At 68.9% G+C, this 25,722-nt stretch carries 25 protein-coding genes; 9 read left to right on the forward strand and 16 right to left on the reverse strand.

Features of this window, described 5'->3' with window-relative positions; genetic code table 11:
• Positions 1 to 105: 105 nt before the first annotated feature.
• Complete coding sequence (locus CRP50_RS12135) at positions 106 to 717, reverse strand: YbaY family lipoprotein (RefSeq protein ID WP_097279438.1); 612 nt, start codon at positions 715 to 717, stop codon at positions 106 to 108.
• A gap of 98 nt (positions 718 to 815) precedes the next feature.
• On the opposite strand from CRP50_RS12135, the gene CRP50_RS12140 reads away from it, so the two are divergent.
• Positions 816 to 1,298, forward strand: a complete 483-nt coding sequence (locus CRP50_RS12140; protein ID WP_097279439.1) for a hypothetical protein — start codon at positions 816 to 818, stop codon at positions 1,296 to 1,298.
• A gap of 7 nt (positions 1,299 to 1,305) precedes the next feature.
• On the opposite strand, the gene arsC is transcribed toward CRP50_RS12140, so the two are convergent.
• Positions 1,306 to 1,650 (reverse strand): arsenate reductase (glutaredoxin), encoded by a 345-nt coding sequence (gene arsC / locus CRP50_RS12145; protein WP_097279440.1) that lies wholly within the window; start codon positions 1,648 to 1,650, stop codon positions 1,306 to 1,308.
• A 114-nt stretch (positions 1,651 to 1,764) separates the two neighbouring features.
• On the opposite strand from arsC, the gene CRP50_RS12150 reads away from it, so the two are divergent.
• The 5 genes from CRP50_RS12150 to CRP50_RS25065 all read left to right on the forward strand — a co-directional run bounded on the left by CRP50_RS12150 (position 1,765) and on the right by CRP50_RS25065 (position 8,804).
• On the forward strand, positions 1,765 to 4,158 hold the full coding sequence (locus CRP50_RS12150; RefSeq protein ID WP_141415123.1) for a mechanosensitive ion channel domain-containing protein: 2,394 nt from the start codon (positions 1,765 to 1,767) through the stop codon (positions 4,156 to 4,158).
• Positions 4,159 to 4,311: 153 nt separating this feature from the next.
• Positions 4,312 to 5,364, forward strand: coding sequence for a glycosyltransferase family 4 protein (locus tag CRP50_RS12155; RefSeq protein WP_097279442.1), 1,053 nt, complete (start codon positions 4,312 to 4,314; stop codon positions 5,362 to 5,364).
• A 560-nt stretch (positions 5,365 to 5,924) separates the two neighbouring features.
• The gene (locus tag CRP50_RS25055; RefSeq protein ID WP_141415124.1) at positions 5,925 to 6,683 is read left to right on the forward strand and encodes a hypothetical protein; all 759 of its coding nucleotides are present in this window, start codon (positions 5,925 to 5,927) and stop codon (positions 6,681 to 6,683) included.
• Entirely contained in the window at positions 6,676 to 7,038 is a 363-nt protein-coding gene (locus tag CRP50_RS25060) for a hypothetical protein (RefSeq protein WP_141415125.1), read from the forward strand. Before CRP50_RS25055 ends, CRP50_RS25060 begins: the two co-directional genes overlap by 8 nt.
• 644 nt (positions 7,039 to 7,682) lie before the next feature.
• Positions 7,683 to 8,804 (forward strand): hypothetical protein, encoded by a 1,122-nt coding sequence (locus CRP50_RS25065; RefSeq protein ID WP_141415126.1) that lies wholly within the window; start codon positions 7,683 to 7,685, stop codon positions 8,802 to 8,804.
• Here CRP50_RS25065 and CRP50_RS12160 read toward each other — a convergent pair.
• From CRP50_RS12160 to CRP50_RS12195, 8 genes are all read right to left on the reverse strand, one after another.
• Positions 8,791 to 9,279 (reverse strand): DUF29 domain-containing protein, encoded by a 489-nt coding sequence (locus CRP50_RS12160; RefSeq protein WP_097279443.1) that lies wholly within the window; start codon positions 9,277 to 9,279, stop codon positions 8,791 to 8,793. The two genes, CRP50_RS25065 and CRP50_RS12160, sit on opposite strands and share 14 nt — an antisense overlap.
• Before the next feature lie 71 nt (positions 9,280 to 9,350).
• Positions 9,351 to 10,754 (reverse strand): signal recognition particle-docking protein FtsY, encoded by a 1,404-nt coding sequence (gene ftsY, locus CRP50_RS12165; protein ID WP_176525143.1) that lies wholly within the window; start codon positions 10,752 to 10,754, stop codon positions 9,351 to 9,353.
• Positions 10,751 to 12,013: a tRNA (N(6)-L-threonylcarbamoyladenosine(37)-C(2))-methylthiotransferase MtaB gene (gene mtaB / locus CRP50_RS12170; protein ID WP_097279444.1), complete on the reverse strand. Its 1,263-nt coding sequence runs from the start codon at positions 12,011 to 12,013 to the stop codon at positions 10,751 to 10,753. The genes ftsY and mtaB overlap by 4 nt, the downstream gene beginning before the upstream one ends.
• Entirely contained in the window at positions 12,010 to 12,885 is an 876-nt protein-coding gene (gene dapF / locus CRP50_RS12175) for a diaminopimelate epimerase (RefSeq protein WP_245913460.1), read from the reverse strand. The genes mtaB and dapF overlap by 4 nt, the downstream gene beginning before the upstream one ends.
• 58 nt (positions 12,886 to 12,943) lie before the next feature.
• Entirely contained in the window at positions 12,944 to 13,429 is a 486-nt protein-coding gene (locus CRP50_RS12180) for a GNAT family N-acetyltransferase (RefSeq protein ID WP_097279445.1), read from the reverse strand.
• 13 nt (positions 13,430 to 13,442) lie between these two features.
• Positions 13,443 to 13,883: a hypothetical protein gene (locus CRP50_RS12185; protein WP_097279446.1), complete on the reverse strand. Its 441-nt coding sequence runs from the start codon at positions 13,881 to 13,883 to the stop codon at positions 13,443 to 13,445.
• 102 nt (positions 13,884 to 13,985) lie between these two features.
• Complete coding sequence (locus CRP50_RS12190) at positions 13,986 to 14,918, reverse strand: exopolyphosphatase (RefSeq protein WP_097279447.1); 933 nt, start codon at positions 14,916 to 14,918, stop codon at positions 13,986 to 13,988.
• Positions 14,919 to 15,050: 132 nt separating this feature from the next.
• Positions 15,051 to 16,349: a flagellar biosynthesis protein FlgA gene (locus CRP50_RS12195; RefSeq protein ID WP_097279448.1), complete on the reverse strand. Its 1,299-nt coding sequence runs from the start codon at positions 16,347 to 16,349 to the stop codon at positions 15,051 to 15,053.
• 118 nt (positions 16,350 to 16,467) lie between these two features.
• Here CRP50_RS12195 and CRP50_RS12200 point away from each other — a divergent pair, with 118 nt between their 5' ends.
• Positions 16,468 to 16,959: a hypothetical protein gene (locus tag CRP50_RS12200; RefSeq protein ID WP_141415127.1), complete on the forward strand. Its 492-nt coding sequence runs from the start codon at positions 16,468 to 16,470 to the stop codon at positions 16,957 to 16,959.
• 122 nt (positions 16,960 to 17,081) lie between these two features.
• On the opposite strand, the gene CRP50_RS12205 is transcribed toward CRP50_RS12200, so the two are convergent.
• From CRP50_RS12205 to CRP50_RS12230, 6 genes are all read right to left on the reverse strand, one after another.
• Entirely contained in the window at positions 17,082 to 17,864 is a 783-nt protein-coding gene (locus CRP50_RS12205) for a succinate dehydrogenase iron-sulfur subunit (protein WP_097279450.1), read from the reverse strand.
• Between the two features lie 41 nt (positions 17,865 to 17,905).
• Entirely contained in the window at positions 17,906 to 19,696 is a 1,791-nt protein-coding gene (gene sdhA / locus CRP50_RS12210) for a succinate dehydrogenase flavoprotein subunit (protein WP_097279451.1), read from the reverse strand.
• A 6-nt stretch (positions 19,697 to 19,702) separates the two neighbouring features.
• On the reverse strand, positions 19,703 to 20,080 hold the full coding sequence (gene sdhD / locus CRP50_RS12215) for a succinate dehydrogenase, hydrophobic membrane anchor protein (RefSeq protein ID WP_097279452.1): 378 nt from the start codon (positions 20,078 to 20,080) through the stop codon (positions 19,703 to 19,705).
• A 14-nt stretch (positions 20,081 to 20,094) separates the two neighbouring features.
• Positions 20,095 to 20,475 (reverse strand): succinate dehydrogenase, cytochrome b556 subunit, encoded by a 381-nt coding sequence (sdhC, locus tag CRP50_RS12220; protein WP_097279453.1) that lies wholly within the window; start codon positions 20,473 to 20,475, stop codon positions 20,095 to 20,097.
• 350 nt (positions 20,476 to 20,825) lie between these two features.
• On the reverse strand, positions 20,826 to 21,887 hold the full coding sequence (locus CRP50_RS12225; protein ID WP_097279454.1) for a MaoC family dehydratase: 1,062 nt from the start codon (positions 21,885 to 21,887) through the stop codon (positions 20,826 to 20,828).
• Between the two features lie 258 nt (positions 21,888 to 22,145).
• Positions 22,146 to 23,024, reverse strand: a complete 879-nt coding sequence (locus tag CRP50_RS12230) for an HpcH/HpaI aldolase/citrate lyase family protein (RefSeq protein ID WP_097279455.1) — start codon at positions 23,022 to 23,024, stop codon at positions 22,146 to 22,148.
• A gap of 248 nt (positions 23,025 to 23,272) precedes the next feature.
• Between CRP50_RS12230 and pdxY the strand changes: the two genes are divergently transcribed.
• Both pdxY and CRP50_RS12240 read left to right on the forward strand, forming a co-directional pair.
• A complete protein-coding gene (gene pdxY / locus CRP50_RS12235) occupies positions 23,273 to 24,154 on the forward strand; it encodes a pyridoxal kinase PdxY (RefSeq protein ID WP_097279456.1) in 882 nt (293 codons plus the stop codon).
• A 162-nt stretch (positions 24,155 to 24,316) separates the two neighbouring features.
• Positions 24,317 to 25,714: a diguanylate cyclase gene (locus CRP50_RS12240; RefSeq protein WP_097279457.1), complete on the forward strand. Its 1,398-nt coding sequence runs from the start codon at positions 24,317 to 24,319 to the stop codon at positions 25,712 to 25,714.
• The last annotated feature ends 8 nt before the right edge of the window (positions 25,715 to 25,722 follow it).

Here is a 25,722-nt window from a genome sequence, read left to right on the forward strand (position 1 = left end):
AAACTTTTCTGCAAAATCAAACACTTGTCATGCCCGGGCTTGACCCGGGCATCCACGCGGCGGGTCCTGGCAGAGGCGGCCGTAACGGGGGACGGGCGCCTGCCCCTACTCCACCCGCTCGCCTGGCAGGATCACCCGGCCGCTGTCCAGCGGGTCGCTGGGCAGCGGGTCGGTGCCGAGCCCGTAGTAGGTGTCGTCGCGCCGCAGCGGTTCACCCTGCGGCAGCTCGCGCAGCTTCTGCACGTCGGGCATGGAGTCCAGGCTGTAGCGCTTGCGCTCGGCGTCCTCCGGCGGCGCGGGTACGGCGGCCAGCGTCAGCGGCACCGTGCGGTCGCCGGACCCTTCCGCCACCGGCACCGGCGTCTCCGAGCGGTAGAGCGTGCGGGCCTCGGTGAACACCCGGCCGGCCAGGGCGTACTCGTGGCCCGGCTCCAGCGTCATGGGGCGCCACTGCAGGCGGTAGGGTACCGGGGCGGTGAGCGGCCCGTCGATCACCTGGCTGGCGACGAGGAAGGGGCGGCCGGGTTCGGACCGGGTCAGGTCCACCAGCCGCACCTCGCCGCGCGCCGTCGGCGGCAGGGCGTCGCCCGCCGGCACCACGAGAACACCGCCGAGCGTGTCGACGCCATGGGGGTCGGCGCCGCGATCGGCGAAGGGGGCGCAGGCGGCGGCGAGCAACGGCAAGCAGACGGCGGCGGCGGTCACGGCGAGACGCATGGGCTGGGTCCTTTCCAGGCGGCGGAAGCGGAACTGGTGCAACTGCAAACACTACGGCATCGTCGCCGTTCCAACGCATCCAAAAAGGGAAACGCCGCATGAGTGAACCGCAGACCGGCCGCCCGGGTCCATACGCCCCGCGGCGCTATCGCTTCGCCGGCCTGTGGCAGACCGCCGGCTGGCGCCTGAAGGCCTACGGCATCGAGGCCGACGAGGCGGCGGCGCCGCTCGGCCCGGCCGTCCTCGCCGCCGCCCGGCGGGCCGTCGACGCCCACATCGCCGCCAGCGGCTCGGACGAGGGGTTCGAGCGGCTCGGCTTCGTCATCGTCCACCGCGGCGAGGAAGGCCTGTGGCTGCCGGTGTTCTGGTGGCACGGCGACATCCTGTGCAGCCGCCTGTTCCGCGCCGACCCGCACACCGAAGAGCCGGTCTTCGCGCCGGTGACGGAGCCCTTCGTCGCCTGCGTGTGGGAGCTGGTGGTGGTGCAGCACGAGACGGCGGCCTGGGCCGGCACCCTCATGGGCACCGACCCCGAGCCCACCCGCTATCTCGCCCGCATCCTGCCGGACGGCGTGTACTGACGGAAGGTCACAGGATCTCCAGCACCTGCTCCGGCGGCCGGCCGAGGCGGGCGCGGGCGTCGTCCACCACCACGATGGGGCGCTCGATCACCGCCGGGTGGGCGGCCATGCCGGCGATGAGCTGGGCGTCGGTCAGCGCCGGATCGTCGAGCCCGGCCTCCTTCGCCTCCTTCTTGCGCATCAGCTCGCGCGGCGTCATGCCGAGCAGACCGAGCAGGCGGGTCAGGTCCTCGGCCGACGGCGGCGTCTCCAGGTAGGCGACCACGGTCGGCTCGATCCCGCGCTCCTGCAGCAGGGCCAGCGTCTGGCGGGATTTCGAACAGCGGGGATTGTGATAGATGGTCACGGCCATGGTCGACTGCTCCGTTTGGTGTCGGCGGCCGCCATGCACTACAACTGTCGGCATCCGATGCGCCGCCGGGCGCGTTGCGCCGGTTGAACCAGATGAAGGGTGCTTCCTCTTGCCATGAAGCGTACTGCCGCACAACCCCGCCTCCTCCCCGCCCTTCTCGCCCTGGTCCTGATGCTGACCGCCGTGCTCGCCGCCGCACCGCCGGCGGCGGCCCAGCAGAGCGGCGGCCAGCCCGCCGTCTCCGCCGAGACCACCGAGCAGCTGGAAGCCCTGGTCGGCACCCTGAAGGACGAGGGCCGCCGCCAGCAGCTCATCGGCCAGCTGGAGGCCATGATCGCCGCCCAGCAGCAGGTGGACGCCGCACCGCCGCCGCCGTCGTCCCTGGGCGCACGCCTGCTCGACCGGGTGTCGACCGGCCTCGGCGCCGCCAGCGCCCAGGTGGTGAAGCTGGCCACCGCCGCCGCCGACCTGCCGGGCGTCGCCCGCTGGTTCGCCCGCTGGACCGGCGACCCCGACATCCGTGCCCGCGTCGCCCTCGGCGCTTTGCGGGTGACGGGCATCGTCGCCTGCGCCCTGCTCGCCCTGTGGATCGCTCAGCGCGCCGTCGCCCGCCCGCGCCACCGCCTGGAGGTGCGCGAGGTGAAGCCGCGGTGGCTCGAGCGCGTCTTCCTCACCATCGGCCTCGCGCTGGTGGAGCTGATCCCGCCCGCCGCCATGGTGGCCGTGGGCTACGCCGTCATGCCGCTGGTCAACCCGGCGCCCAGCGCCCGCGTCGCCGCCATTGTGCTCATCACGGCGCTGGCGGTGCTGCAGGTGGTGCTGATCGTCGCCCGCCTGCTGCTGGCCCCCCGCGCCCGACCGCTGCGCTGGCTGCCGCTGGGTGACGAGACGGCGCATTACCTCTATCTGTGGGTCCGCCGGCTGGCGCTGATCGGCGTCATCGGCTTCTTCGGGGCCGAGGCCGCGGTGATCTTCGGCCTGCCGCCGGGCGGCCATGCGCTCATCACCCGGGTGGTCGGCGCCGTCATCGCCGTGCTGCTGGTCATCATCGTCATGCAGAACCGCCAGCCGGTGGCGCAGTGGATCCGCGCCCGCCGCATGGTGGTGCGCCAGGCGCCGCTCGACGCCACGCCGGAAGGCGCCGCCGCCGAGGCCGACGCCCACGCCAAGCCCCTGCGCCCCACCGGCGCCATCGGCCGTGTCGTGCGTGAACGCTTCGCCGACGTCTGGCACATCCTGGCCGCCCTCTACGTGCTGGCCCTCTACGGCGTGTGGGCGTTGTCGGTGGATGGCGGGTTCGAGTACATCCTGCGCGCCACGGTGCTGTCGGCGGTGGTGATCGCGCTCGCCGTCGGCCTCGTGACGGTGCTGTCGCGCGGCGTCGACCGGGTGTTCCACATCTCCGACGACGTGAAGGACCGCTTCCCCGGCATCGAGAAGCGCGCCAACCGCTACACCCCGCTGCTGCACACCACCGTGCGGCTGGTGGTCTTCGTGGTCGCCGCCGGGGCCGTGCTGCAGGTGTGGGGCGTCGGCGTGGTCGAGGCCCTGGCGAGCGGCACCGGCCGCCGCGTCGCCGGCGCCGCCGTCACCATCGCCATCGTGCTGACGGTCAGCCTGGTGATCTGGGAGTTCGCCTCCTCGGCCATCGAGCGCTACCTGTCCACCACCGACGCCGACGGCAACGTCGTGGAGCGCTCCGCCCGCGCCAAGACCCTGCTGCCGCTGGCCCGCAACGTGCTGCTCGTCGCCATGATCGTGGTGGTCGGGCTGGTGGTGCTGTCGGAGCTGGGGGTCAACATCGCGCCGCTGCTGGCCGGTGCCGGCGTGGTCGGCCTGGCGGTCGGCTTCGGCTCGCAGAAGCTGGTGCAGGACATCATCACCGGCGCCTTCATCCTGTTCGAGAACACCATCTCGGTCGGCGACGTGGTGGCGGTGGGCGGCCATTCCGGCGTGGTGGAGGGCATGACCGTGCGCTCCATCCGCCTGCGCGACATGACCGGCACGGTGCACAGCATCCCCTTCTCGGCGGTCGACAAGGTCTCCAACCTCACCAAGGACTTCAGCTACTACGTGCTGAACATCGGCGTCGCCTACCGCGAGGACACCGACCAGGTGGTGGAGGTGTGCAAGGAGATCCTGGAGGAGATGCGCCAGGACCCCGAACACGCCGTCAACATCCTGGAGCCGCTGGAAGTGCTGGGCGTCGACGCCTTCGCCGACAGCGCGGTCATCATCAAGGCCCGCATCAAGACCCTGCCCATCAAGCAATGGTCCACGGGCCGCGAGTACAATCGCCGCATGAAGAAGAAGTTCGACGAGCTGGGCATCGAGATCCCCTTCCCGCACCAGACCATCTACTTCGGCGAGGACAAGCAGGGCAAGGCGCCGCCCGCCCGCCTGCTGCTGGAAGGCAACGGAAGCAGCGGCGGCGCGCCGATCCCGCCCGCGCCACCCTCCCCGCCGGTCAACGACACCGGCCCGGCGCCCGAGCCGCGCCCGGCCTGACGCACGGGCCGGGAGGGGCCGCCGCCCTCGGCGTGCCCCTCCCGCCTGTCGCACACCCTCAACATTTCCGCCGCAAACCCTTCACTGGACCCGCCGCGCCGGCGCCCGCACAACTCTCGGCACCGCAGCCACCGCCGCCGAGGGCCCTCCGCCGTGCGCATCGCCATCGTGACCGACGCCTGGTATCCGCAGCGCAACGGCGTCGTGCGCGTCCTCGGCACCCTGCATGATCGGCTGGTGGCGCGCGGGCACGAGGTGCTGGTCGTCAGCCCCGACCAGTTCTTCACCGTGCCCATGCCCACCTACAGCGAGATCCGCCTCGCCCTCTTCGCCAAGGCGCGGGTCGGGCGCATGCTGGACGCCTTCGCGCCCGAGGCGGTGCACATCCCGACAGAAGGGCCGCTCGGCAAGGTCGCCCGCGCCTGGTGCCTGCGCCGCGGCCACCCCTTCACCACCGCCTATCACACCAAGTTCCCGGAATACGTCCACGCCCGCACGCGCCTGCCGCTGCCGCTGCTGCGCACCTGGATCCGCCGCTTCCACGCGCCCTCGCAGGCGGTGCTGGCGCCCTCCCCCTCCGTCTTCCGCGAGCTGACGGCCGAGGGCTACGGCAACGTGGTGGAATGGAGCCACGGCGTCGACGTCGACACCTTCCGCCCCGGCCCCAAGGACTTCTTCGCCGCCCTGCCGCGGCCCATCTTCCTCTACGTCGGGCGGGTGACGGTGGACAAGAACCTGCCGGCCTACCTCGCCCTCGACCTGCCGGGCAGCAAGGTGGTGGTGGGCGACGGGCCGAGCCGCGCCGATTACATGAAGCGCTTCCCCGCCGTCACCTTCCACATCGCCGACGGCGGCGATACCGAGCTGGCGGCCTGCTACAACGCCGCCGACGCCTTCGTCTTCCCGAGCCGCACCGACACCTTCGGACTGGTGATGCTGGAGGCGCTGGCCTGCGGCGTGCCCGTCGCCGCCTTCCCCGTCACCGGCCCGACCGACGTGCTGGGCGACAGCGGCGCCGGCGTGCTGGACGAAGACCTGCGCGCCGCCGCCCTCGCCGCCCTGGAGATCCCGCCGGAGCGCTGCCGGGCGCACGCCTGCGGCTTCTCGTGGGAGACGGTGACCGACCAGTTCCTCGGCTTCCTGGCGCCCCTCGACGCCGCCGCCGACCGCGAGCCCGCCCGCCGCCGCCGCGCCGGCGCTGCGTGATCGAACCGTTCGCTCAATAGCGACAACACTTCCAATTGGAGCGATGACGGGCCCGGCGCTAGGGTGATGTCAGCGATCAGGACCGACCGCCCCGGCTCCCCTCCCCGGCGCGGCCCCTGCATCGAGACGACCCGGCAGCCGCCCGGAGCCCGACTCCCCCGACGGGCTCCGCTCCCCCCGAACGCGGGCAGATGCCGGCCACGGCCGGGGGCGGCGGACACGCTCCGCCCCTCCCACCCCGCGATCCCCTCCTCCGGGAGGGCGACCCCGCCGCCCCCGCGCCGCCGACGTTTCCCGCCTGGACCAGAGTTGCGCCGCCGGTTGAGCGGAGCCCATGCGCGTGCCGCGCGCGGGCTGCCGCCCGCATCCGCTTGGAGGCACAGCCTCCACACCTCCAGCCTTTTCTTTAGGGAGGTCGGGGCCTGGGCGATCCAGCGGCGGCGGCGAACGCGGCTTGAGGGGGTAGTGTGTAACGACAGGAACCGCCGCAATGCATTGACACGCAATCCACTGCCTGCTCAACTTCGGCCAGCCCTACAAAATTCCGACGCCCACAAGTTATGACCTTTAGCACCTATATTAACGAGACCGAAGGACCGCCCGCGCGGCTGCCGCTGACCCACGCGACAGACTGCATTGGGTTCCATTCAATAATGACAGCGCAGGCGATAACATTGCCGGAGAAATGCAAAGTTTTTAACAGAGAAATAGTCTACAGCTTCTACGGTCGCCCCGCATACCGAGTCAACTTTAAGGATGATGCCGCGCATTCTGAACTGGCCTATGCGCCAGTTTGTTTTGTTTTAAACCCTTCAGAAGCACCTGTCGACGCGATATATCCCTTCGACACTGGAGGATTCGAGCGGTATCGGCCTTTTATCCACCACAACCTCACGCTCGAAGACTTTCGCTTACCTGGAGATATCGGGTTTGCGCAAAAAATAGTCGCTCGCTTTTTCGGAAGCAACCGAAGGTACTATGATGCAGCTGCTCATGGGGCAGCGGACGTACCCGTGCTTGAGTTTGCGGCCTCAGCCTACAACTCCTTGATCCAATCGCAAGGCAGGGGTGGTGACGACAGAAACTCGTGCATCGAAGTTCAGATGTCTCCACCTCTAGACATCCGGAACTCCGTACTGGCTGTGGCAATGCCGGTAAAAATGGCTGATAATACAGCTATTTTATCTTACATAAAGTCAATTAACGCCACTATACTACCATATAGAATCAAGGATAGATTTCGCCCAATTGAGTTGGCGGGGCTTATTGACCATCTAGTGGAGAACTTTTACGGAAACGCGGGCTATCTCAATGATTGACGACAAATACAAGCTCGCCGGGCTATTTGTTCCCACCGGAGAGTTTCCGAGCTTCTCATTGCCGGTTTTCCTGTGCGCATTCAGGAATCCTTACTACATACAAAACGTCAACGAATCGGGAAACATCAGCCATTTTGAGGAGCTTGACCCAGAAGGCTTGATGATAATCCCGATATTTACAGATGAAGAAAATTACAAGAAGATAGATGATGAGGCAATTTGGGCTATATCTATAGATCATGAAAATCATATCTATGGAACAAAAGAAAATCTCTTAAATATGGCGGCGCGGCCGCTCAAACGAGGCAAATTCGACAACGACATTTTTTTGCTTTGGAACTTTCTCAATTCCTAGACGACGAGAAGAGCATACGGAAGTACCTTACTCGGTGCGATCGTTCACTTTCGGTAGCGGCGCCGCGCGCAGTTGAAGGATGGCGAAGCTCACTACTCTTCAGTGCAACTTTTGATGTACTGAAGGATTATTCCCAAGAAGGCAAACGCCATCTTACCGCGCCCCCTCGCGTGCGACTTCAAGGGGACCAAGCGACAGTAAGGGTAAAAGGATCTTCTCTCTCTGCAGCGGACGTTCAAGAATTCCGCGCCGCTCTTACTCGTGCCCTCCAACCATACTTGTCTACGTTCGGAATTAGTCAGAGTGGTTTCTCCCTATCTATAGACGATGACGACGCCTCTTCCTCCGATATGCATAGTTCAGCCAGCCCTTATCCAGTTGCAGTTGTCTCTCTCGATCAGCCATCCCGTCGCTTGTTAGCACATGCCTCATCTTCGGCTGCTTTTCCCACCAACTTCGACGCTTATCATCTTCATGACGGAAATTTAACTCAGAAGCTAATTGCTAAGCACGACGCTTCATGTGCGACAAAAGAACACCTACTTCTGGTTTTTGCCTTAGTCACCAAGTTCACAGATACAAGCATTTTATTATCTCGGATCCATGGCCTTAACGGCGACGCTCTCCATGGTAGATGTGCTCACGTGAACTTCGTCGTACTCGACGGTGGAGCCAAGCCCAGCGGACGGTCACTTGCCGAACAAGACGCTACGATCACGTGGCTCTACAGACCTGAACGCATAAGGCAAGACTTCAGAACCGCTCCTAGCCATATCGCGCTGACCAGCTTTCTGCGGTCAGCACAAACACTTCTAGAAAGCGAATTATTTGGCGTCAATGATTGGAAAAATCGCCAAGAAGGGCACAATGTTTACATTTGTGTTGCGCACCCAGAAGTATACAGCCAACCAGAACTATTCAAGACCGTTCTAGGTGCTCCTCTCCCCGTGACGGCTGCACGCCGGATTGAAGTCTTTACCGCTCGTGGGCGCGATTCGGGTTTTGATAACAGATTTCCTGCCTTTTTCAGGGCCAGCGGGTGGCCTCGATCAGGCCAGGTAAAGATGGGCCGACCACGAAGGTATACGACCTCTGCCGCACATCTGCGGAGGTACGCCGGGGTTCTATTTTCAGCCTTTGACGAGAGCAACGACACCGGCGCCAGATTGAAGTTGCTTGAACCCTTCCTGAGGTGGGCCGGGATGCATGTCCGGCGTAAGGGCACGGACTCCCTCACCTGCGAGTACGGCGGAGTACAGGCGGAGCTTTCATACGGCTCGCCATCTCGGACACCTGTTGTTACGGGCACATTTCTAGGTCATATCACCACTCAGGGCGCATACCCAATCCCACGGCAGGTTGAAGCTATGCGAGAGGGTCTTCTTCTCGTCAGCGAACGTCAGTTGGCGAGGATGCCGCCCGCAGCGGGACTGTGGGGATTGCTTTTTGCCCAGTTCAGGGGCCTGCCAAGCAATTCAATAGCGGAACTCCTAAAGCCTGTGGTCAACTACATGTTTGAGGAGAAAGTAACCACTTTGAGCGGAGCGGCAATAACAAAGCTCTTGTCTGAAATTCCTAGGCCATGGGCTGAATCACAATTCCCTGCATGGGAAAAAAAGTTTCGAGCCACAAGCGCAGAGTGGCCGGAAGCTTTTATCATGAATTTTGGGGGCCGCCGAAAGATCGTGGTTTTCTGCGGCTACGTGGGTATCTACCTTGAGTACGTGTTGCCACCAGATCAAGATGAGCCGTCTACGCCCGCGTAGCGTTGCCAACGATAAGCACCTTCTCCACCGCCTCCCGCGGATCGAAGTCCGGCGACAGCAACTCGTCCAGCGTCAAGGGGCAGGTCTTCGGCAAGGCCGGAACGGGGTCGCCATGCACGGCCAGCGAGGCCGCCGCGCCGTTGCAGGCCAGCTTCCAGATGCGGTCGAGGTCGATGCGCTGGCGCAGGCCGGGCGAGAAGGCGAGGACCGCGTCACCCTGGAAGGTGATCGCCTCATCGTACCAGTGCGCCACGGCCGGCGCCTCGGGGGCGGCGGCGATCTTGATCAGGTGGATCAGCGTCTGCCGGAGCAGGCTGGACACCTTGAAGACTTTTTCGCTGCCCAAGTCTTCGATCTCCTCCGCCAGATTGTCGCGGTCGAGATCGTAGGCGTCGGCCGGCAGGCGGCGCAGGCGGGCCGCCTGGTCCTGGGTCCAGCCGTAGAAGTCCGTCTCGTACTGCGGTGCGCCGGTCATGTCGTGCCTCCATCACACCCGTAAACGGTAATGCGCGGCGGCACGCGAGGCCAGAGGGTTTCGCGCCGCCCCTAAACCCCCATCAACCCCCGCGCAAAGTCCTCCGCCTTGAAGGGGCGCAGGTCTTCGGCCGTCTCGCCGACGCCGATGAAGTGGACCGGCAGGCCGAAGCGGTCGGCGAGCGCCACCACCACGCCGCCCTTGGCGGTGCCGTCCAGCTTGGTCATCACCAGGCCGGTCACGTTCACCATCTCCTTGAACACCTCCACCTGGCTGTGGGCGTTCTGGCCGACGGTGGCGTCCAGCACCAGCAGGGTGTCGTGCGGCGTGTCGGGGTCCATCTTCTTCAGCACGCGGACGATCTTCTGCAGCTCGTCCATCAGGCCCTTCTTGTTCTGCAGGCGCCCGGCGGTGTCAATGAGCAGCACGTCGGCGCCCGCCGCCTCGGCCTCCTTCAGGGCGTCGAAGGCGAGCCCCGCCGCGTCGGCGCCGGTGTCGCGCGAGATGACGGGGGCGCCGGTGCGGTCGCCCCACACCTTCAGCTGCTCCACCGCGGCGGCGCGGAAGGTGTCGCCGGCGGCGATCATCACCTTCAGGCCCTCGTCGCGCCACTGGTGCGCCAGCTTGCCGATGGTCGTCGTCTTGCCCGAGCCGTTGACGCCCACCACCAGCACCACATGCGGCTTCTTCGCGCGGTCGATGGCGAGCGGGCGGGCCACCGGCTCCAGGATCTCGGCGATGTCCTCGGCGAAGGCCTTGCGGACCTCCTCGCCGGTCACGTCGCGGCCGAACCGCTCCTTGGCGAGCGAGGCCGTCAGCTTGGCCGCCGTCGTCACGCCCAGGTCGGCGGTGATGAGCAACTCCTCCAGTTCCTCCAGCGCCTCGTCGTCCAGCTTGCGCTTGAGGAACAGGCCGGTGATGCCCTCCGTCAGCTTGCTGGAGGACTGCGACAGGCCGTCGCGCAGGCGGGCGAACCAGCTCTTCTTGGCCGGCGCGGGCACAGGCGCAGCGGCGGGCGCCGGCTCCGGCTCGACCGCGGCGCGGCCGCCTTCGGCCGGCTGGTCGGGCTCGGCGGAGGGCAGCGGGTCGGGGCGGACTTCCGGCGCCGTCGCCTCTTCGCCTGCGTCGTGGAGGGCCGGCGGTTCGGCCTGCTCGACACCGCCCTCGGCGGGCTGGTCGTGGGGCACGGGGGCGCGCAGATCGGGCCGCACTTCCGGCGCCGTCGCGTCCTCGCCCGCGTCGTGGGGGGCCGGCGGCTCGGCCTGCTCGACGCCGCCCTCGGCCGGCTGGTCGTGGGGCACGGGGGCGCGCGCATCGGGCCGCACCTCGGGCGCCGTCGCCTCGTCGCCGGGAACCGGGGCCGGGGCCTCCGCCTCGTCGCCGCCGCGCCCGAACAGACGGGAGAAGAACCCCCGCTTCTTCGGCTTGTCGTTGTCGCCGTCGGAGCCTTCGGGGCGCTTCGTCTCGTCGGTCACGCGGGGACCTCTCCGATCAGGGTGTCGCCGTCGACCGCCGCCAGGCGCACGGTCACGATCTCGCCCACCGGCGCCGTCGCGGGCACCTGTACGGGCACGTAGTGTTCGCAATGGCCGCGGCCGGGGTCTTCCACCAGCACACGCGCCTCGCTGCCAACGCGCGAGGCGAGGTAGGCGTCCATCACCGCCTTGCCCTTGGCGCGCAGGCGGGCGGCGCGCTCCTTCACCACGTCGCCGGGCAGGGCCGGCATGCGGGCGGCGGGCGTGCCGGGGCGGGAGGAATAGGGGAAGACGTGCAGGTGCGTCAGCCCCGCCTCGTCCACCAGCCGCAGGGAATTCTCGAAGTGCTCGTCGGTTTCCGTCGGGAAGCCGGCGATGATGTCGGCGCCGAGCACCGCGTCGGGGCGCAGGGACCGGATGCGGTCGGCCAGCTCGATGACGTGGTGGCGCAGGTGGCGGCGCTTCATGCGCTTGAGGATGAGGTCGTCGCCCGCCTGGGCCGAGAGGTGGAAGTGCGGCATCAGGCGCGGCTCCCGCCCGATGAGGTCGAGCAGATCGTCGTCCACCTCCACCGGGTCGAGCGAGGTGAGGCGCAGGCGCGGCAGGTCCGGCACGTTGGCGAGCAGGCGGCGCACCATCTGCCCCAGCGGCGGCGTGCCCGGCAGGTCCTGGCCGTAGGCGGTGATGTCGACGCCGGTCAGCACCACCTCGCGGTAGCCGTTGTCCACCAGGGCGCGCACCTGCTCGGTGATGCGGCCCATGGCGACGGAGCGGTTCGGCCCGCGCGCATAGGGGATGATGCAGAAGGTGCAGCGGTGGTCGCAGCCCTGCTGCACCTGGACGAAGGCGCGGGTGTGGCCCTCGAAGCCGGCCAGCAGGTGCTCGGCGGTCTCGCGCACCGTCATGATGTCGTCGACCAGGATCTGCTGGTTGAGGCCGGGCGCGTAGAATTCGGCCTTCAGCTTCTCGGCATTGCCGAGGACGCGGTCGACCTCCGGCATGCCGGCCCACAGGTCGGCGTTCACCTGCACGGCGCAGCCGGTGACGATGATGCGGGCGCCCGGGTTGTCGCGCCGCAGCTTGCGCACCGCCTGGCGGGCCTGGCGCTCCGCCTCCTTGGTGACGGCGCAGGTGTTGACGATGATGGCGTCGCCCAGGCCGGCGGCGCGGGCGTGGTCGCGCATCACCTCCGACTCGTAGGTGTTCATGCGGCACCCGAAGGTGACCACCTGCGGGTCGAGGCGCTTGGTCATGGTCATGTGAGAGCCGGAGCGGGGGCCGGGAGGAGGCTCGGGTCGAGGGTGCCGGCGAAGGCCGTGGCGACCGGGCCGGTCATCAACACGTGGCCGTCGGCCTCGCGCCATTCGATGGTGAGCGTGCCGCCGTCGAGCGCCACCGCGACGCGGCGGTCGGTGAGGCCGCGGCGCACGGCGGCGACCCCCACGGCGCAGGCGCCGGAGCCGCAGGCCATGGTGATGCCGGCGGCGCGTTCCCACACCCGCATGCGCACTCGGCCGCGGTCGAGCACCTGAACGATTTCCACGTTGGTGCGCGCCGGAAACAGCGGATGGCGCTCCACCTGCGGGCCGACGGCGGGCAGGTCGACGGCGGCGACGTCGTCGACGAAGAACACCGCGTGCGGATTGCCCATGGAGACGCAGACCGGATCGTGCAGCGGCCCGACGGAGAGGTCGGCGTGCAGGGTGTCGCGCGGCTCGGCCAGCGGGATCTCCTGCCAGTCGAGGCGGGCCGGGCCCATGTCGACGGTGACGAGGCCGGTGGCGACGTCGCGCCAGCCGCGCAGGAGGCCGGAGACGGTGCGGATGGTGACCTCGGCCTTGCCCGTCTCCTGCATCAGCAGGTGGGCGACGCAGCGCGTGGCGTTGCCGCAGGCGCCGGATGGGCTGCCGTCGTCGCCGTTGTAGATGCCCATGACGGCATCGGCCTCGGCGTCGCCGGGCTCGATGGTGATGAACTGGTCGCAGCCGACCCCGGTGCGCCGGTTGCCGACGGCGGCGATGGCGGCAGCGGGAAGCGGACGCGCGTCGGTCCGCCGGTCAACGATGACGAAATCGTTGCCGAGCCCGTGCATCTTCAGGAAGCGCAGCGGCGTCGTGCTGGTCGTGCTCATGCCCGGAGTTATAGGGCGCGGGCGGGGCCAAGTCCAGGGGCCGCCCGAGGACGCGGCCTCAGGCCAGACCCTTCTCAACCGCATAGTTGTGGATGGCGACGCCGTCGACCTCCAGGTCCCGCCGGTGCAGGACGGTGAAGCCGCGCCGGGCGAAGAACCGGCAGGCGGCCTCGCTGGCCTCGGAATAGAGGCGCGGAATGCCGCGGGCGCGGGCCTCGGCTTCCAGGGCGGCATAGAGGGCGGCGACGACGCCCGTGCCGGCGGCTGCGGGTGCGGCGTAGAGGAAGTCGATGTGGCCGTCGGCCTCCAGGTCGCCGAAGGCGAGCAGGCGGTCGCCCGCGTCCACCGCCGCCAGCACGGTGCGGCCGTCGGCCATCATGGCGCGCCAGCGGTCGGGCGCCGGGGCGAGGCCGGCCCACACGCGCACCTGCTCGGGGCCGTAGTCGCGCGGCCCGACGCCGTCCACCGAGGCGCGGTAGAGGGCGGTCATGGCCTCGGCATCGGCGGGGCGGACGGGGCGGATGGTCGCGAGCGTGTCGGTCATGGGCGCGGAGGTATCACACGCTCCAGCCGATGAACAGGCCGGCGTCGCCGGGGATGCCGCCGGGGAACTCCAGGATGCGGGCGCGCAGGCGGAAGCCGAGGGGATGCAGGTGCTCGTGCCACAGGTCGTAGATGTCGCGCGGCTTGCCGAGCAGGGTGTCGGGCCACTCCGGCAGGCTGTTGTTGATGGCGCGGCCGCCGTCGGTGCAGGCGTCGCTGGGGAAGCGGCAGACCAGCAGCTCCTTCTCGTCGCGCTCGGCCGCTTCCTTGAAGTGGTTGATGAGGGCGTGTTTCTCGGCTTCGGTCAGGTGGCTGTCGCGGAAGCGGGCGACCAGCTCGTCGTGCGCCTTGCGGGCGCGTTCCTCGGCCTCCACCCGCTCGCGGTGCCGGCGCTCCTCGGCCGACATCATGAGCTGGCGCAGGTCTTCGGCGGTGACGTAGTCGGCGGCGGGCATGGCTCGGCTCCTTCGTGACGGCCGGTGCAGCCTAGCACGAACGGCGGCGGGGCGGCCCCTGGGACCGCCCCGCGCAAGTCTGCTCTGACGACGGAGAAGACCTCAGCCGTCGGTGGTGATGCGGTCGACGAGCGCCGCCATGGCTTCCTCGGCCATGGAGTTCTCCACCTGGCAAGTGCCGGCCGCCATGTGGCCGCCGCCGCCGTATTCCAGCATCAGCTTGCCGACGTTGGTCTTCGACGAGCGGTCGAAGATGCTCTTGCCGACGGCGAAGACCGTGTTCTGCTTCTGGAAGCCCCACATGACGTGCATGGAAATGTTCGTCTGCGGGAACAGGGCGTAGATCATGAACCGGTTGCCGGCCCAGATGGTGTCCTCGTTGCGCAGGTCGAGCACCACCAGGTTCTTGTGCACGGTGGCGCAGCGGGTGACCTGTTCCTTGAACTTCTCGGCGTGCTCGAAGTACAGGTCGGTGCGCTCGCGCACGTCGGGCAGCTCCAGCACCTTGGAGATGTCGTGATCGAGGCAGTAGTCGATCAGCTCCATCATCAGCTGGTAGTTGGAGATGCGGAAGGTGCGGAAACGGCCGAGGCCGGTGCGGGCGTCCATGATGAAGTTCATCAGGTCCCAGCCGGTCGGGTCCAGCACCTGGTCCTTGGTGAAGTCGGCGGAATCGCCGCGGTCCACCGCCTCCATCATCTCGTCGGAGATGCGCGGGAACTTGGCCTTGCCGCCGAAGTAGTCGTAGACCACGCGCGCCGCCGAGGGCGCATCGGGGTCGATGATGTGGTTGTCGCGCTTGCCGACGCGCAGGGTCTCCGACAGGTGATGGTCGAAGGCCAGGTGCACCCCTTCCACGTAGGGCAGGTTGGTGGTGATGTCGCGGTCGGTGATGTCGATCTTGCCGTCCTGCATGTCCTTCGGGTGGACGAACTTGATGTCGTCGATCATCCCGAGTTCCTTCAGCAGCATGGCGCACACCAGGCCGTCGAAGTCGCTGCGCGTCACCAGACGAAAGGTCTTCCCCTCGGTCATTCCCCGATCCCCGGATCCATGTCTAAAGTGGTAGGCTCCGCGCAGAGTAGACGGGTCTTCGGGCCGACGCAACGCGGCATGCGCGACCGCCGGGGCCGCTGCCACCACCACGTCAGCAGCCCGCGCGAGCGCTCAACCGGAGGTGCCGGTGGCGGCGTCGTCCTCGGGCGGCACGGCGCAGAAGGCGGCTTCCAGCTCGTGGCGCAGGCGCAGGCCGAGCCCCGCCGGATCGAGCCGCACCGCCGCCCGCGGCACCGGCCGCCCCGCCGCCACGGGGCGCAGCAGCGTCACCCGGTCGGCCAACGCCAGCGGCAGCAGGCCCGCCGCCACCGCGTCCTCCGCCGGCATCAGGGCGCCGCGCACCGTGCCGCCGCCGGGTCCGTCGAGCACCTCCCCCACCGCCAGGTCGCGTTTGGCCACCGCCACCACGTCGCCGAGGAAGGCGGTGGGGTGCCCCGTCGCCTCGCCGCGCAGGCAGGCGGCGGCGACGGAGACCGCCACTTCCAGCCCGCCCAGCGCCTGCGGCCGCCACAGCGCCGCCGTGCGCCCAGCCGCATCCGTCGGCACCCCGGTGGCGGCGAGGGCGGCGGCCGTCGCCTCGCCGCCCGCCGCGACCGTGATCCAGCCACCGCGCGCGAAGCCGGCATCCGTCGTGGTCACCGCCGCCACCACGCCGGCCCGCGGCAACAGGCCGCCGCTGGCGCGCGGCTGCATGAGGTCGGCCAGCGTGTCCGGCTCGACCAGCGGCGCGGCCGGCGGATCCGCGGGCACGGCGAGGCCGGTGGCATTGGCGACGGCGGCGAGCGCCAGGGCGACGGCGGTGCCGTCGGCTTCGGCGACGGCGCGGCGGTCGCCCTCGGCGAGGGCCTCGTCCGACTGGGGCGGCGCGGCGACGCCGGCCGCCAGCACCTCGAAGCCGCTGGTGCGGGCGCGCTCCACCAGTTCGCAGACCAGCGCCGGCCGGCTGCCGTACGCGAGACCGTAGACGAGGCCGGCGGCAGCGAAACGGCGGGCGAGCAGCGGCCCGACCAGGGCGTCGGCCTCCGTCGTCGCCATCACCAGCGGCCGGCCGTGTTCCAGGCAGGCGGCGGCGTGGCGCAGGGCGGCCTCGGGATCGCCCGTCGCCTCGATCACCACTTCGAGCCCGCCGGCGGCGACCAGCGCTTCGGCGTCGTCGGTGAGCCAAGTAGTACCATGGCGGAGCGCCTTGGCGGGCGAGCCGGCCTCCGCTCGCCCCTCCTCCCAGCCGGCGGCGGCGCAGGCGGCGCGGGCGCGGGCGACGGTGAGGTCGGCAACGGCCATGACGTGGAGGCCCGGTGTCCGGCGCGCCTGGGCGAGCGCCAGGGTGCCGAGCCGCCCGGCGCCGATCAGGCCGACGCGCAGCGGGCGTCCCTCGGCGGCGCGGGCCGTCAGCAGGGCGTGCAGGAACATCGAACATCTCCTCCGGCGACGGGTTTTCCCGTTTCTCCATCGGCAGTCTAGCCCATCGCCGCGCGATCCCCTACAACAGGGACGATCGCCAGGAGGAGTGCCTCAGAGGATGCCGCTCATGCCCCGTTCCGCCGCCGTCGCCCTCGTCGCCGCCCTGGCGTCCGGCCTCGCCGCCTGCGCGCCGGAGCCCTTCGTGGACATGCGGCGCGAGGCGGGCACCCTGACCACCGTCGGCGCCTCCACCCTCGACCGGCCGGCGGTGTGCTACAATACGGCCAACGCGACGCGCGAGGAGGTGCAGGCGCTCGCCGACGCCGTCTGCGCCGAGACGGGCCGGGTGGCGGTGTACGAAAGCACCGACCTGCTGCGCTGCACGGCCCTGCAGCCGCACCGCTCGCTGTTCCGCTGCGTGAAGCCGGAGCGCACGATCGCCGTCGACGGCGTCCGCCGCCTGCAGCCCGGCGTGCTGGGCGTGCGGGTGCCGAACCAGGGCGTCACCCCGCCGGCCGACGGCGCCGGGAAAGACGACGACCTGCCCATCCCCCAGGTCCCGCCCCTGCCGGAGAAGCCGCAAAGCCCCGACGGCGACGGGCTGCTCGGGATCTTCTGAGGCCCGGCATCGGGCACCTGGGAACTCGGGCAGACGAACGGACGAACAGGCAAAGAAAAACCGCCGGAGGGCTGCCCCTCCGGCGGTTTTCTCGTTCAGTCCCTGCGGACCGTTCCGTCGGCTTACAGAACGCGCTCGGCGAGCTTGTTCTTGATGTCCTGAATGGCCTTGGCCGGGTTCAGGCCCTTCGGGCAGGTGTTGGTGCAGTTCATGATGGTGTGGCAGCGGTACAGGCGGAACGGGTCCTCGAGCTGGTCGAGGCGGTCGCCGGTCGCTTCGTCGCGGCTGTCGTTGATCCACCGCGCGGCCTGCAGCAGGATCGCCGGGCCGAGGTAGCGGTCGCCGTTCCACCAGTAGCTCGGGCAGCTGGTCGAGCAGCAGAAGCACAGGATGCATTCCCACAGGCCGTCGAGCTTGGCGCGCTCTTCCGGCGACTGCTTGCGCTCCTTGTTGGCCGCCACCGCCGTCTCCGCCTTCATCCACGGCTCGATGGAGCGGTACTGGGCGTAGACGGTGGTCAGGTCGGGCACCAGGTCCTTCACCACCGGCATGTGCGGCAGCGGGTAGACCTTGACGTCGCCCTGCACCTCGTCGATCGGCTTCAGACACGCCAGGGTGTTGGTGCCGTCGATGTTCATGGCGCAGGAGCCGCAGATGCCTTCGCGGCACGACCGGCGCAGCGTCAGCGTCGAGTCGACCTCGTTCTTGATCTTCAGCAGGGCGTCCAGGACCATGGGGCCGCAGGCGTCCAGGTCGATCTCGAAGGTGTCGAGACGCGGGTTCTCGCCGAGGTCCGGATCGTAGCGGTAGATCTTGAAGGACTTGACCCGCTTGGCACCGGCCGGCGCCTTGAAGGTCTTGCCTTCCTTGACCCGGCTGTTCGGCGGCAGGTTGAATTCAACCATCTTTCTATCCTCGCAACAGGCGTCGCTTCACGGGAGCCGGCTCAGTACACGCGCTTCTTGGGCGCGATGTACTCGATCTCGTCCGTCAGGGTGTAGGTGTGCACCGGACGGTAGTCGAGGGAGACCTTGTAGTCGTGGTCGACGACCGCGAGGGTGTGCTTCATCCAGGTCTCGTCGTCGCGCTCGGGGAAGTCCTCGTGCGCGTGGGCACCACGGCTCTCGTGACGCGCTTCGGCGCCGTAGATGGTGGCAAGGGCGCAGGTCATCAAGTTCTCGAGCTCGAGCGCCTCGGTCAGGTCGGTGTTGAACACCAGCGACCGGTCGGTGATCTTGAGCTGCGGCAGGGTGCCGGCGATCTCGCTGACCTTGTCACAGCCTTCCTTCAGCGACTGGCTGGTGCGGAAGACGGCCGCATCGTTCTGCATGGTGCGCTGCAGGGCCGAGCGGATTTCCTGCGTGGTCTGCGAGCCGTTGGCGTTGCGCACCCGGTCCAGACGCGACAGCGCCAGGTCGTCGCAGCTCTTCGGCACCGGCTTGTGCTTGGTGCCGGGCTTGACCAGCTCGGCGGCGCGGTGGGCGGCGGCACGGCCGAACACCACGAGGTCGAGCAGCGAGTTGGTGCCGAGGCGGTTGGCGCCGTGCACCGACACGCAGGCCGCTTCGCCGACCGCCATCAGGCCGCCGCACACGGCGTCCGGGTTCTCGGCGGTCGGGCGCAGCACTTCGCCCATGTAGTTGGTCGGAATGCCGCCCATGTTGTAGTGCACGGTCGGCAGCACCGGGATCGGCTCCTTGGTGGCATCGACGCCGGCGAAGATCTTCGCCGTCTCGGTGATGCCGGGCAGACGGGCGTGCAGCACGTCGGCGCCCAGGTGCTCCAGGTGCAGGTGGATGTGGTCGGCATCCTTGCCGACGCCACGGGACTCGCGGATCTCCATGGTCATGGCGCGCGAGACGACGTCACGCGAGGCCAGGTCCTTGGCGGTCGGCGCGTAGCGCTCCATGAAGCGCTCGCCGGCGGAGTTGGTCAGGTAGCCGCCTTCGCCGCGGGCACCCTCGGTGATGAGGCAGCCCGAGCCGTAGATGCCGGTCGGGTGGAACTGCACGAACTCGTGGTCCTGCAGCGGCAGGCCGGCGCGGGCGGCCATGCCGTTGCCGTCGCCCGTGCAGGTGTGGGCCGAGGTGCAGGAGAAGTAGGCACGGCCGTAGCCGCCGGTCGCCAGCACCGTCTGGTGGGCGCGGAAGCGGTGCAGCTCGCCGGTCGCCATGTCGAGCGCGATGACGCCGCGGCAGGTGCCGTCCACCGGGTCCATCAGCAGGTCGAGGGCGAAGTACTCGACGAAGAACTCGGCGTTGTGCTTCAGCGACTGCTGGTAGAGCGTGTGCAGGATGGCGTGGCCGGTGCGGTCGGCGGCGGCGCAGGCGCGCTGCACCGGCGCTTCGCCGAAGTTGCGCATGTGGCCGCCGAAGGGGCGCTGGTAGATCTTGCCGTCGGCGGTGCGGCTGAACGGCACGCCGAAGTGTTCCAGCTCGTACACCGCCGGCACGGCCTCGCGGCACATGTATTCGATGGCGTCCTGGTCACCGAGCCAGTCGGAGCCCTTGACGGTGTCGTACATGTGCCACTGCCAGGTGTCCTCGGCCATGTTGCCGAGCGACGCGCCGATGCCGCCCTGGGCGGCGACGGTGTGGGAGCGGGTGGGGAAAACCTTGGTGACGCAGGCCGTCTTCAGGCCGGCGGCGACCATGCCGAAGGTGGCGCGCAGGCCGGCGCCGCCGGCGCCGACGACCACCACGTCGTATTCATGGTCGATGAGATCGTAAGCAGCCATCTGACTTCAGCCTCCAACGGCGACTTTGAGAACCGACAGGACACCGAACGCGCCGAGCGCGAAGCAGGCGATCTTGACGGCGATCAGCGAGGCGGCACGGGCGATGCCGTGCATGTAGTCCTCGATCACCACCTGCAGACCGAGCGCGGCGTGCCAGAAGGCGGCGACCAGCGTCAGGATCATCAGGGTGGCGTTGCCGGGGCGGCCGAGCCAGGCGGTGAAGGTGGCGTAGTCGGCCCCGACGTTGGAGATGACGGCCGCCACGAACCAGAAGCCGAGCAGCACGAGGCCGATGGCGGTGATGCGCTGCGCCAGCCAGTGGCCGACGCCTTCCTTGGCGGAACCGAGGCCGCGGACGCGACCGAGCGGAGAACGAAGGCTCATAGGATCTTTCCCCCTCACGCCAGACCGATGATCCAGGCGAGGACGGTCAGCACGCCGGTCGCCGCGATCACGGCATACGACGAGCGACGCGCCTCTTCCTTGGTCAGGCCGACGCCGATGTCCCAGGTGAGGTGACGGATACCGCTGACCAGGTGGAAGAAGAAGGCCACCGAGAAGCCGAGCAGCAGGAGATAGCCGAACCACGAGGTGATGAAGCCCATGGCGGCGTCGTAGCTTTCCGGACCGTAGGCGGCGGCGCCGACCCAGTACAGCAGCAGCAGCATGCCGACCGAGAGGCCCACGCCGGTGATACGGTGGGTGATCGACAGCTTGCCCTCGATGGGCAGCTTGTAGATCTGAAGATGCGGCGAGATCGGCCGGGTATCAGATTTCATGGCGTCAGCCTCTTCGACGGTCGGCGCCCGCCCCCTCGACTCGGGCCGGTGCGCACCTTGGCCTGCGGCGCTCGCGCGCCCGTTCCACGTTCAAGCGGCGCCCAGGGCGCCGAAACTCTCGGCAAGGACGCGACCCGCCCCTCCCCTCGGGGAGGAGGCCGCGCCCGACTCCGTCCGGGACGTCCGCGCCGGGTCACCCCGCCGTGGCCGCCCCGCCCCCTCGATCTGGCGTTCCGGGAGACGCCTGGAGTCATGCGGCAATGCGGCGAAAGGTTTAGCCCCTCGCCCCCGCGGTGTCAACGTCGGCGGGGTGGGCCTGCGGCCGGGCCGCCCCCACCCCGCCGGGTGGGTCAGACCGCGCGGCGCGGCATCAGCACCGTGTAGTCGAAGTCGAGCACCACCTGCGGGTCGTACTTGCCGTCCGCGTCCTTGTAGGGGAAATCGGCGCACGGCTTGTCCTTCGTCGCGACGGTACGCAGGCGCAGGGCGCCCAGATCATGGCGCTCGTGGATCTCGTAGGTGCCGAGCACTTCCGTCCAGGCGTGGATGGTGTCGCCGGCGAAGGTCGGGTTGCAGTGGCTGCCGGCGTTGATGGCGACCACCTTGAAGGCGTTCTCCAGGCCGTTGAACGACAGCGCGCGGGCCAGGCTGATGACGTGGCCGCCATAGATGAGGCGCTTGCCGAAGCGGCCCTTGGCCTGCTCGAACTGGTTGAAGTGCACCTTGGCGGTGTTCTGGTAGAGGCGGGTGGCCATCATGTGCTCCGCCTCCTCGATGGTCATGCCGTCGACGTGGTCGATCTTCTCGCCGACCGCGTAGTCCTCCCAGCAGAACGACGAGCCGGCGCCGGCGAAGTCGTAGCCTTCCAGGTTGAGGCCGACCGGCAGACGCAGCGACTCGGGCGCCACCACCGCCGGCAGGTCGGGCACCACGGTCTCGGGCGCCGGCTTGCTGTGGTCCTTCTTGTTGACCATCACCCAGCGCACGTAGTCCACCACCATCTCGTCGCGCTGGTTGACGGCGCGCGAGCGGACGTAGACGACGCCGGTCTTGCCGTTGGAGTTCTCCTTCAGGCCGATCACCTCCGACACCGTGCGGATGGTGTCGCCGGCATAGACGGGCACGCCGAAGCGGCCGTCGGCATAGCCCAGGTTGGCGACGGCGTTGAGCGACACGTCGGGCACGGTCTTGCCGAAGGCGACGTGGAACACCAGCAGGTCGTCCACCGGCGCGTCCTCGAAGCCGATGTCCATGGCGGCGACTGCGGAAGACTGCACCACGAAGCGCGGCCCGTAGAGCGCCGTGTAGAGCGCGACGTCGCCCTCGGTCACGGTGCGCGGCGTGGCGTGCACCAGCTGCTGGCCGATGCGGAAGTCCTCGAAGTAGTTGCCCTGGTTGGTCTTGGTGGTCATGGGGGCTCGTCCCGTTGCTGGCGTGCGTTGTTGAGGAACCACCAAGACACAAAGACACCAAGAACCGCTCTCAGCTCGTCATGGCCGGACTTGATCCGGCCATCTCCCTCCGCTCTGGGAGATGCCCGGGTCGAGCCCGGGCATGACACTGAATGGAGGGAGCGCGAGGGAGGGCCTCCCCTCCCTCGCGCCTTGCCGCCACGGCGGCAGCCTTGGTGTCTTGGTGCCTTGGTGGTTCAAAAAAGGAGCGGCGTAGCCTCAGCCCGCCGCGGCCTTCAGCGCCTCGATCTGGTCGGCCAGCGCCACCAGGCGCTTGGCGTTCACGACATGCAGGTTCTCCACCAGCTTGCCGTCGACCACCACGACGCCCTTGCCCTCGGCGGTGGCGGCGGCGTGGGCGTCGATGATCTTGCGCGACCACTCCACCTCGGCCGGCGACGGCGCGAAGGCCTCGTTGGCGGCGTCGATGGTCTTGGGGTGGATCAGGGTCTTGCCGTCGAAGCCGAACTCGCGGCCCTGGCGGCAGTGGTCCTTGAAGCCCTCGTCGTCGGACAGGTTCAGGTAGACGCCGTCGAGCATGGCGAGGCCGTAGGCGCGGGCCGCCAGCATGCACAGGCCGAGCGAGGTGACGAACGGCAGCCGCATGGGCGTGTGCTCGGCGTGCAGGTCCTTGGCGAGGTCCGACGTGCCCATGACGAAGCCGCCGAGGCGGGGGCTGGCCGCCGCGATCTCCTCGGCGTGCAGGATGCCGAGCGGCGTTTCCATCATGCACCAGATGGCCATGTCGGGCCGGGCGCCGGCGTTGACCATGATGGCTTCCGCCATGCGCACGGCGTCGGCGCTTTCCACCTTGGGCAGCAGGATGCCGTGGGCGGCGGAGCCGGCGGCGGCGGCGATGTCCTCGAAGCCCCACGCGGTGTTCAGGCCGTTGACGCGGATCAGCACCTCGCGCTGGCCGTAGGAGCCGGCGGCGGCGACCACGTTGGCGCGGGCCTCGACCTTAGCGTCGGGGGCGACGGCGTCCTCGAGGTCGAGGATCAGGCCGTCGGCGGCGAGGCCCTGGGCCTTCTCCAGCGCACGGGTGTTGGAGCCCGGCATGTAGAGAACGCTGCGGCGCGGGCGGGACACGGTTGCCATGGGACTTGTTCTCCCTTCTCGGACGGATGGCGGGTAGGATGCTGCGGCGCAACGTATCCGACCGGCCCGGCCGCGACAAGCGCTCTTTGAAACAATCGAACAGGAAATGCGGCTGATACGGTCATAATCGAAGCCTCGACCGCAGTGTCCATGCGGGCGGCGGGGGAAATGGCCGTTGCGGCGCGAGTCGGGCGCCCTATGATCGGCTCCGTCCACTCTGCGCATTCCGCTTCGGGAAGGAGCCACTCGTGGCGATTCTCTCCATCCAGTCGCATGTCGCCTACGGCCACGTCGGCAACTCGGCGGCGGTGTTTCCGCTGCAGCGCCTCGGCAACGAGGTGTGGCCCGTCCACACCGTGCATTTCTCCAACCACACGGGCTACGAGACCGTGCGCGGCACCGTGCTGGGCGCCGACCTGGTGCGCGACACCGTGACCGGCATCGCCGAGCGCGGCGTGCTCGGCCGCTGCGACGCCGTGCTGTCGGGCTACCTGGGCGACGCCGCCATCGGCCATGCGGTGGTGGAGGCGGCGGCGCTGGCCAAGGACCGCAACCCGGCGGCCGTCTACTGCTGCGACCCGGTGATGGGCGACCACGACGCCACCGGCGGGCCGGGCGGGCTCTACGTGAAGCCCGACATCCCCGACCTCATGCGCGAGGCGGTGGTGCCGCAGGCCGACATCACCACGCCCAACCAGTTCGAGCTGGAGCTGCTGACCGGCCTGCCCTGCGCCACCCTGCCGCAGATCGTCGCCGCCGCCGATGCGCTGCGGGCACGCGGTCCGGGGATCGTGCTGGTGACGTCGGTCCGGCGCGACGACGGCGACCCCGAACGCATCGAGGTGCTGGCCCGCACCGCCGAGGGCGCCTGGCTCATCGGCACGCCGCGCATCCGCCTCAGCCATCCGCCCACCGGCTCGGGCGACGCCTTCGCCGCCCTGTTCCTCGGCCACTGGCTGAAGAGCCGCGCCGTGCCCGCGGCGCTGGAGCAGGCGGTCAACGCCCTGTTCGCCGTGTTCGAGGCGACGGCGGCGGCCGGCGAGCGGGAACTGAGCCTGATCACCGCCCAGGACGCCCTCGCCGCCCCCACCCGCCGCTTCCGCTGCGAAGCGCTGGCGGTGCCGGCCTGACGCGCGACGGCGCCGGCCCCAGCAGACCGGGGACCGGCGGCGGGTGGTTCGACCGGCAAAAGGCGCAGCCCACCCCTTCCGATAATCGCCCACCCAAAGGCCTTACTCCCGCGCCTTCTTTGGGATAGGGTGCGAACGAGGGGTCAAGAGGGGGTTTGCGCCATGCCAGGACGGGCACGCATCGACGACATCACCACCCGCACGGTGGAGGGTCTGTGGCGCATCTGGCGCAGTGCCGATCCCGGCCTGCGGACGCGCGTGGCCGACATCGCCCGCCGCGACTCCGACGCCCTGGCCGAGGTGTTCTACGACACCCTGATGCGGGATCCCGCCGCGGCCACCTTCCTCAGCCACGACCTGGTGCAGACGCGCCTGCGCGGTTCCATGGCCAAGTGGCTGCAGGCGGTGTTCGCCATCGCCGTGGAGGACGACGTGCGCGCCGTGGTCGCCACCAACTTCCACGTCGGCAGCGTGCACGCCCGCATCAACATCCCGCTGACGCTCATCCCCGCCGGCATGCGCGTCATCAAGCGCGACCTGACGCGCCGGCTGGTGGCCGAGGCCTCCCTGCCGCCGGCCGAGGTGGCCGACGCCGTCCTGTTCATCGGCGAGCTGCTCGACACCCTGACGGACACCATGCACGAGGCCTACATCGGCGATCTGGTCGGCAACGTGCGCCACCAGCAGTCGCTGAAGATGTTCATGTCGGGCCAGAACCTCGCCTTCGAGAGCGAGCGGCTGAAGGGCTCGCTGCTCGACTGGCTGCGCACCGTGGTGGTCGGGCTCTACGAGCGCGGCGACGCGCCGCCGTCGGTGCCGTCGCTCGAAACCAGCGACTTCGGCCTGTGGCTGAACCACAAGGCGGAGCTCACCTTCGGCGCGGCGCCCGAACTGGACGCCCTGCGGGCGCGCGTGCACGAGGTGACGGAGCGGGTGGACGCCGCCGTCGCCGCCGGCGGCGAGGCCGTGGGGGCGACCTTCGTGCGCCAGCTCGACCGCGACGTGACGGAAATCTCCTACCTGCTCGGCTCCATCACCGCCCGCGCCGTCGAGATGGAAAGCGGCCGCGACAGCCTCACCCGGCTGCTCACCCGCCGCTTCATGCCGGCCATCTTCCAGCGCGAAGTGGCCATGAGCCTGCGGCACGGCAAGCCCTTCGGCGTGCTGCTCATCGATGCCGACCACTTCAAGCAGATCAACGACACCCACGGTCACGACTGCGGCGACCGCGTGCTGACCACCCTATCGGAACTGCTCATGAGCACCGTGCGCGCCGGCGACTTCGTGTTCCGCTACGGCGGCGAGGAGTTCCTGGTGCTGCTCGCCGAAATGGACGCCCCGGCCCTGGCCGCCAAGGCCGAGCAGGTCCGCGACGCGGTGGCCAATCACCCGGTGACGCTGCCCGAGGGCCGCCAGCTCGCCGTCACCGTTTCCGTCGGCGCCGCCCTGCACGACGGCCATCCCGACTACGAGCGCATCATCAAGGCGGCGGACGCCGCGCTCTACGAAGCCAAGCGGCGCGGTCGCGACCGCGTCGTGCTGGCCGGCGCCGCGGACTGAGGGAGACG

This window comes from Caenispirillum bisanense (genome assembly GCF_900230255.1).
Taxonomy (GTDB): Bacteria; Pseudomonadota; Alphaproteobacteria; order Rhodospirillales; family Rhodospirillaceae; genus Caenispirillum; species Caenispirillum bisanense_A.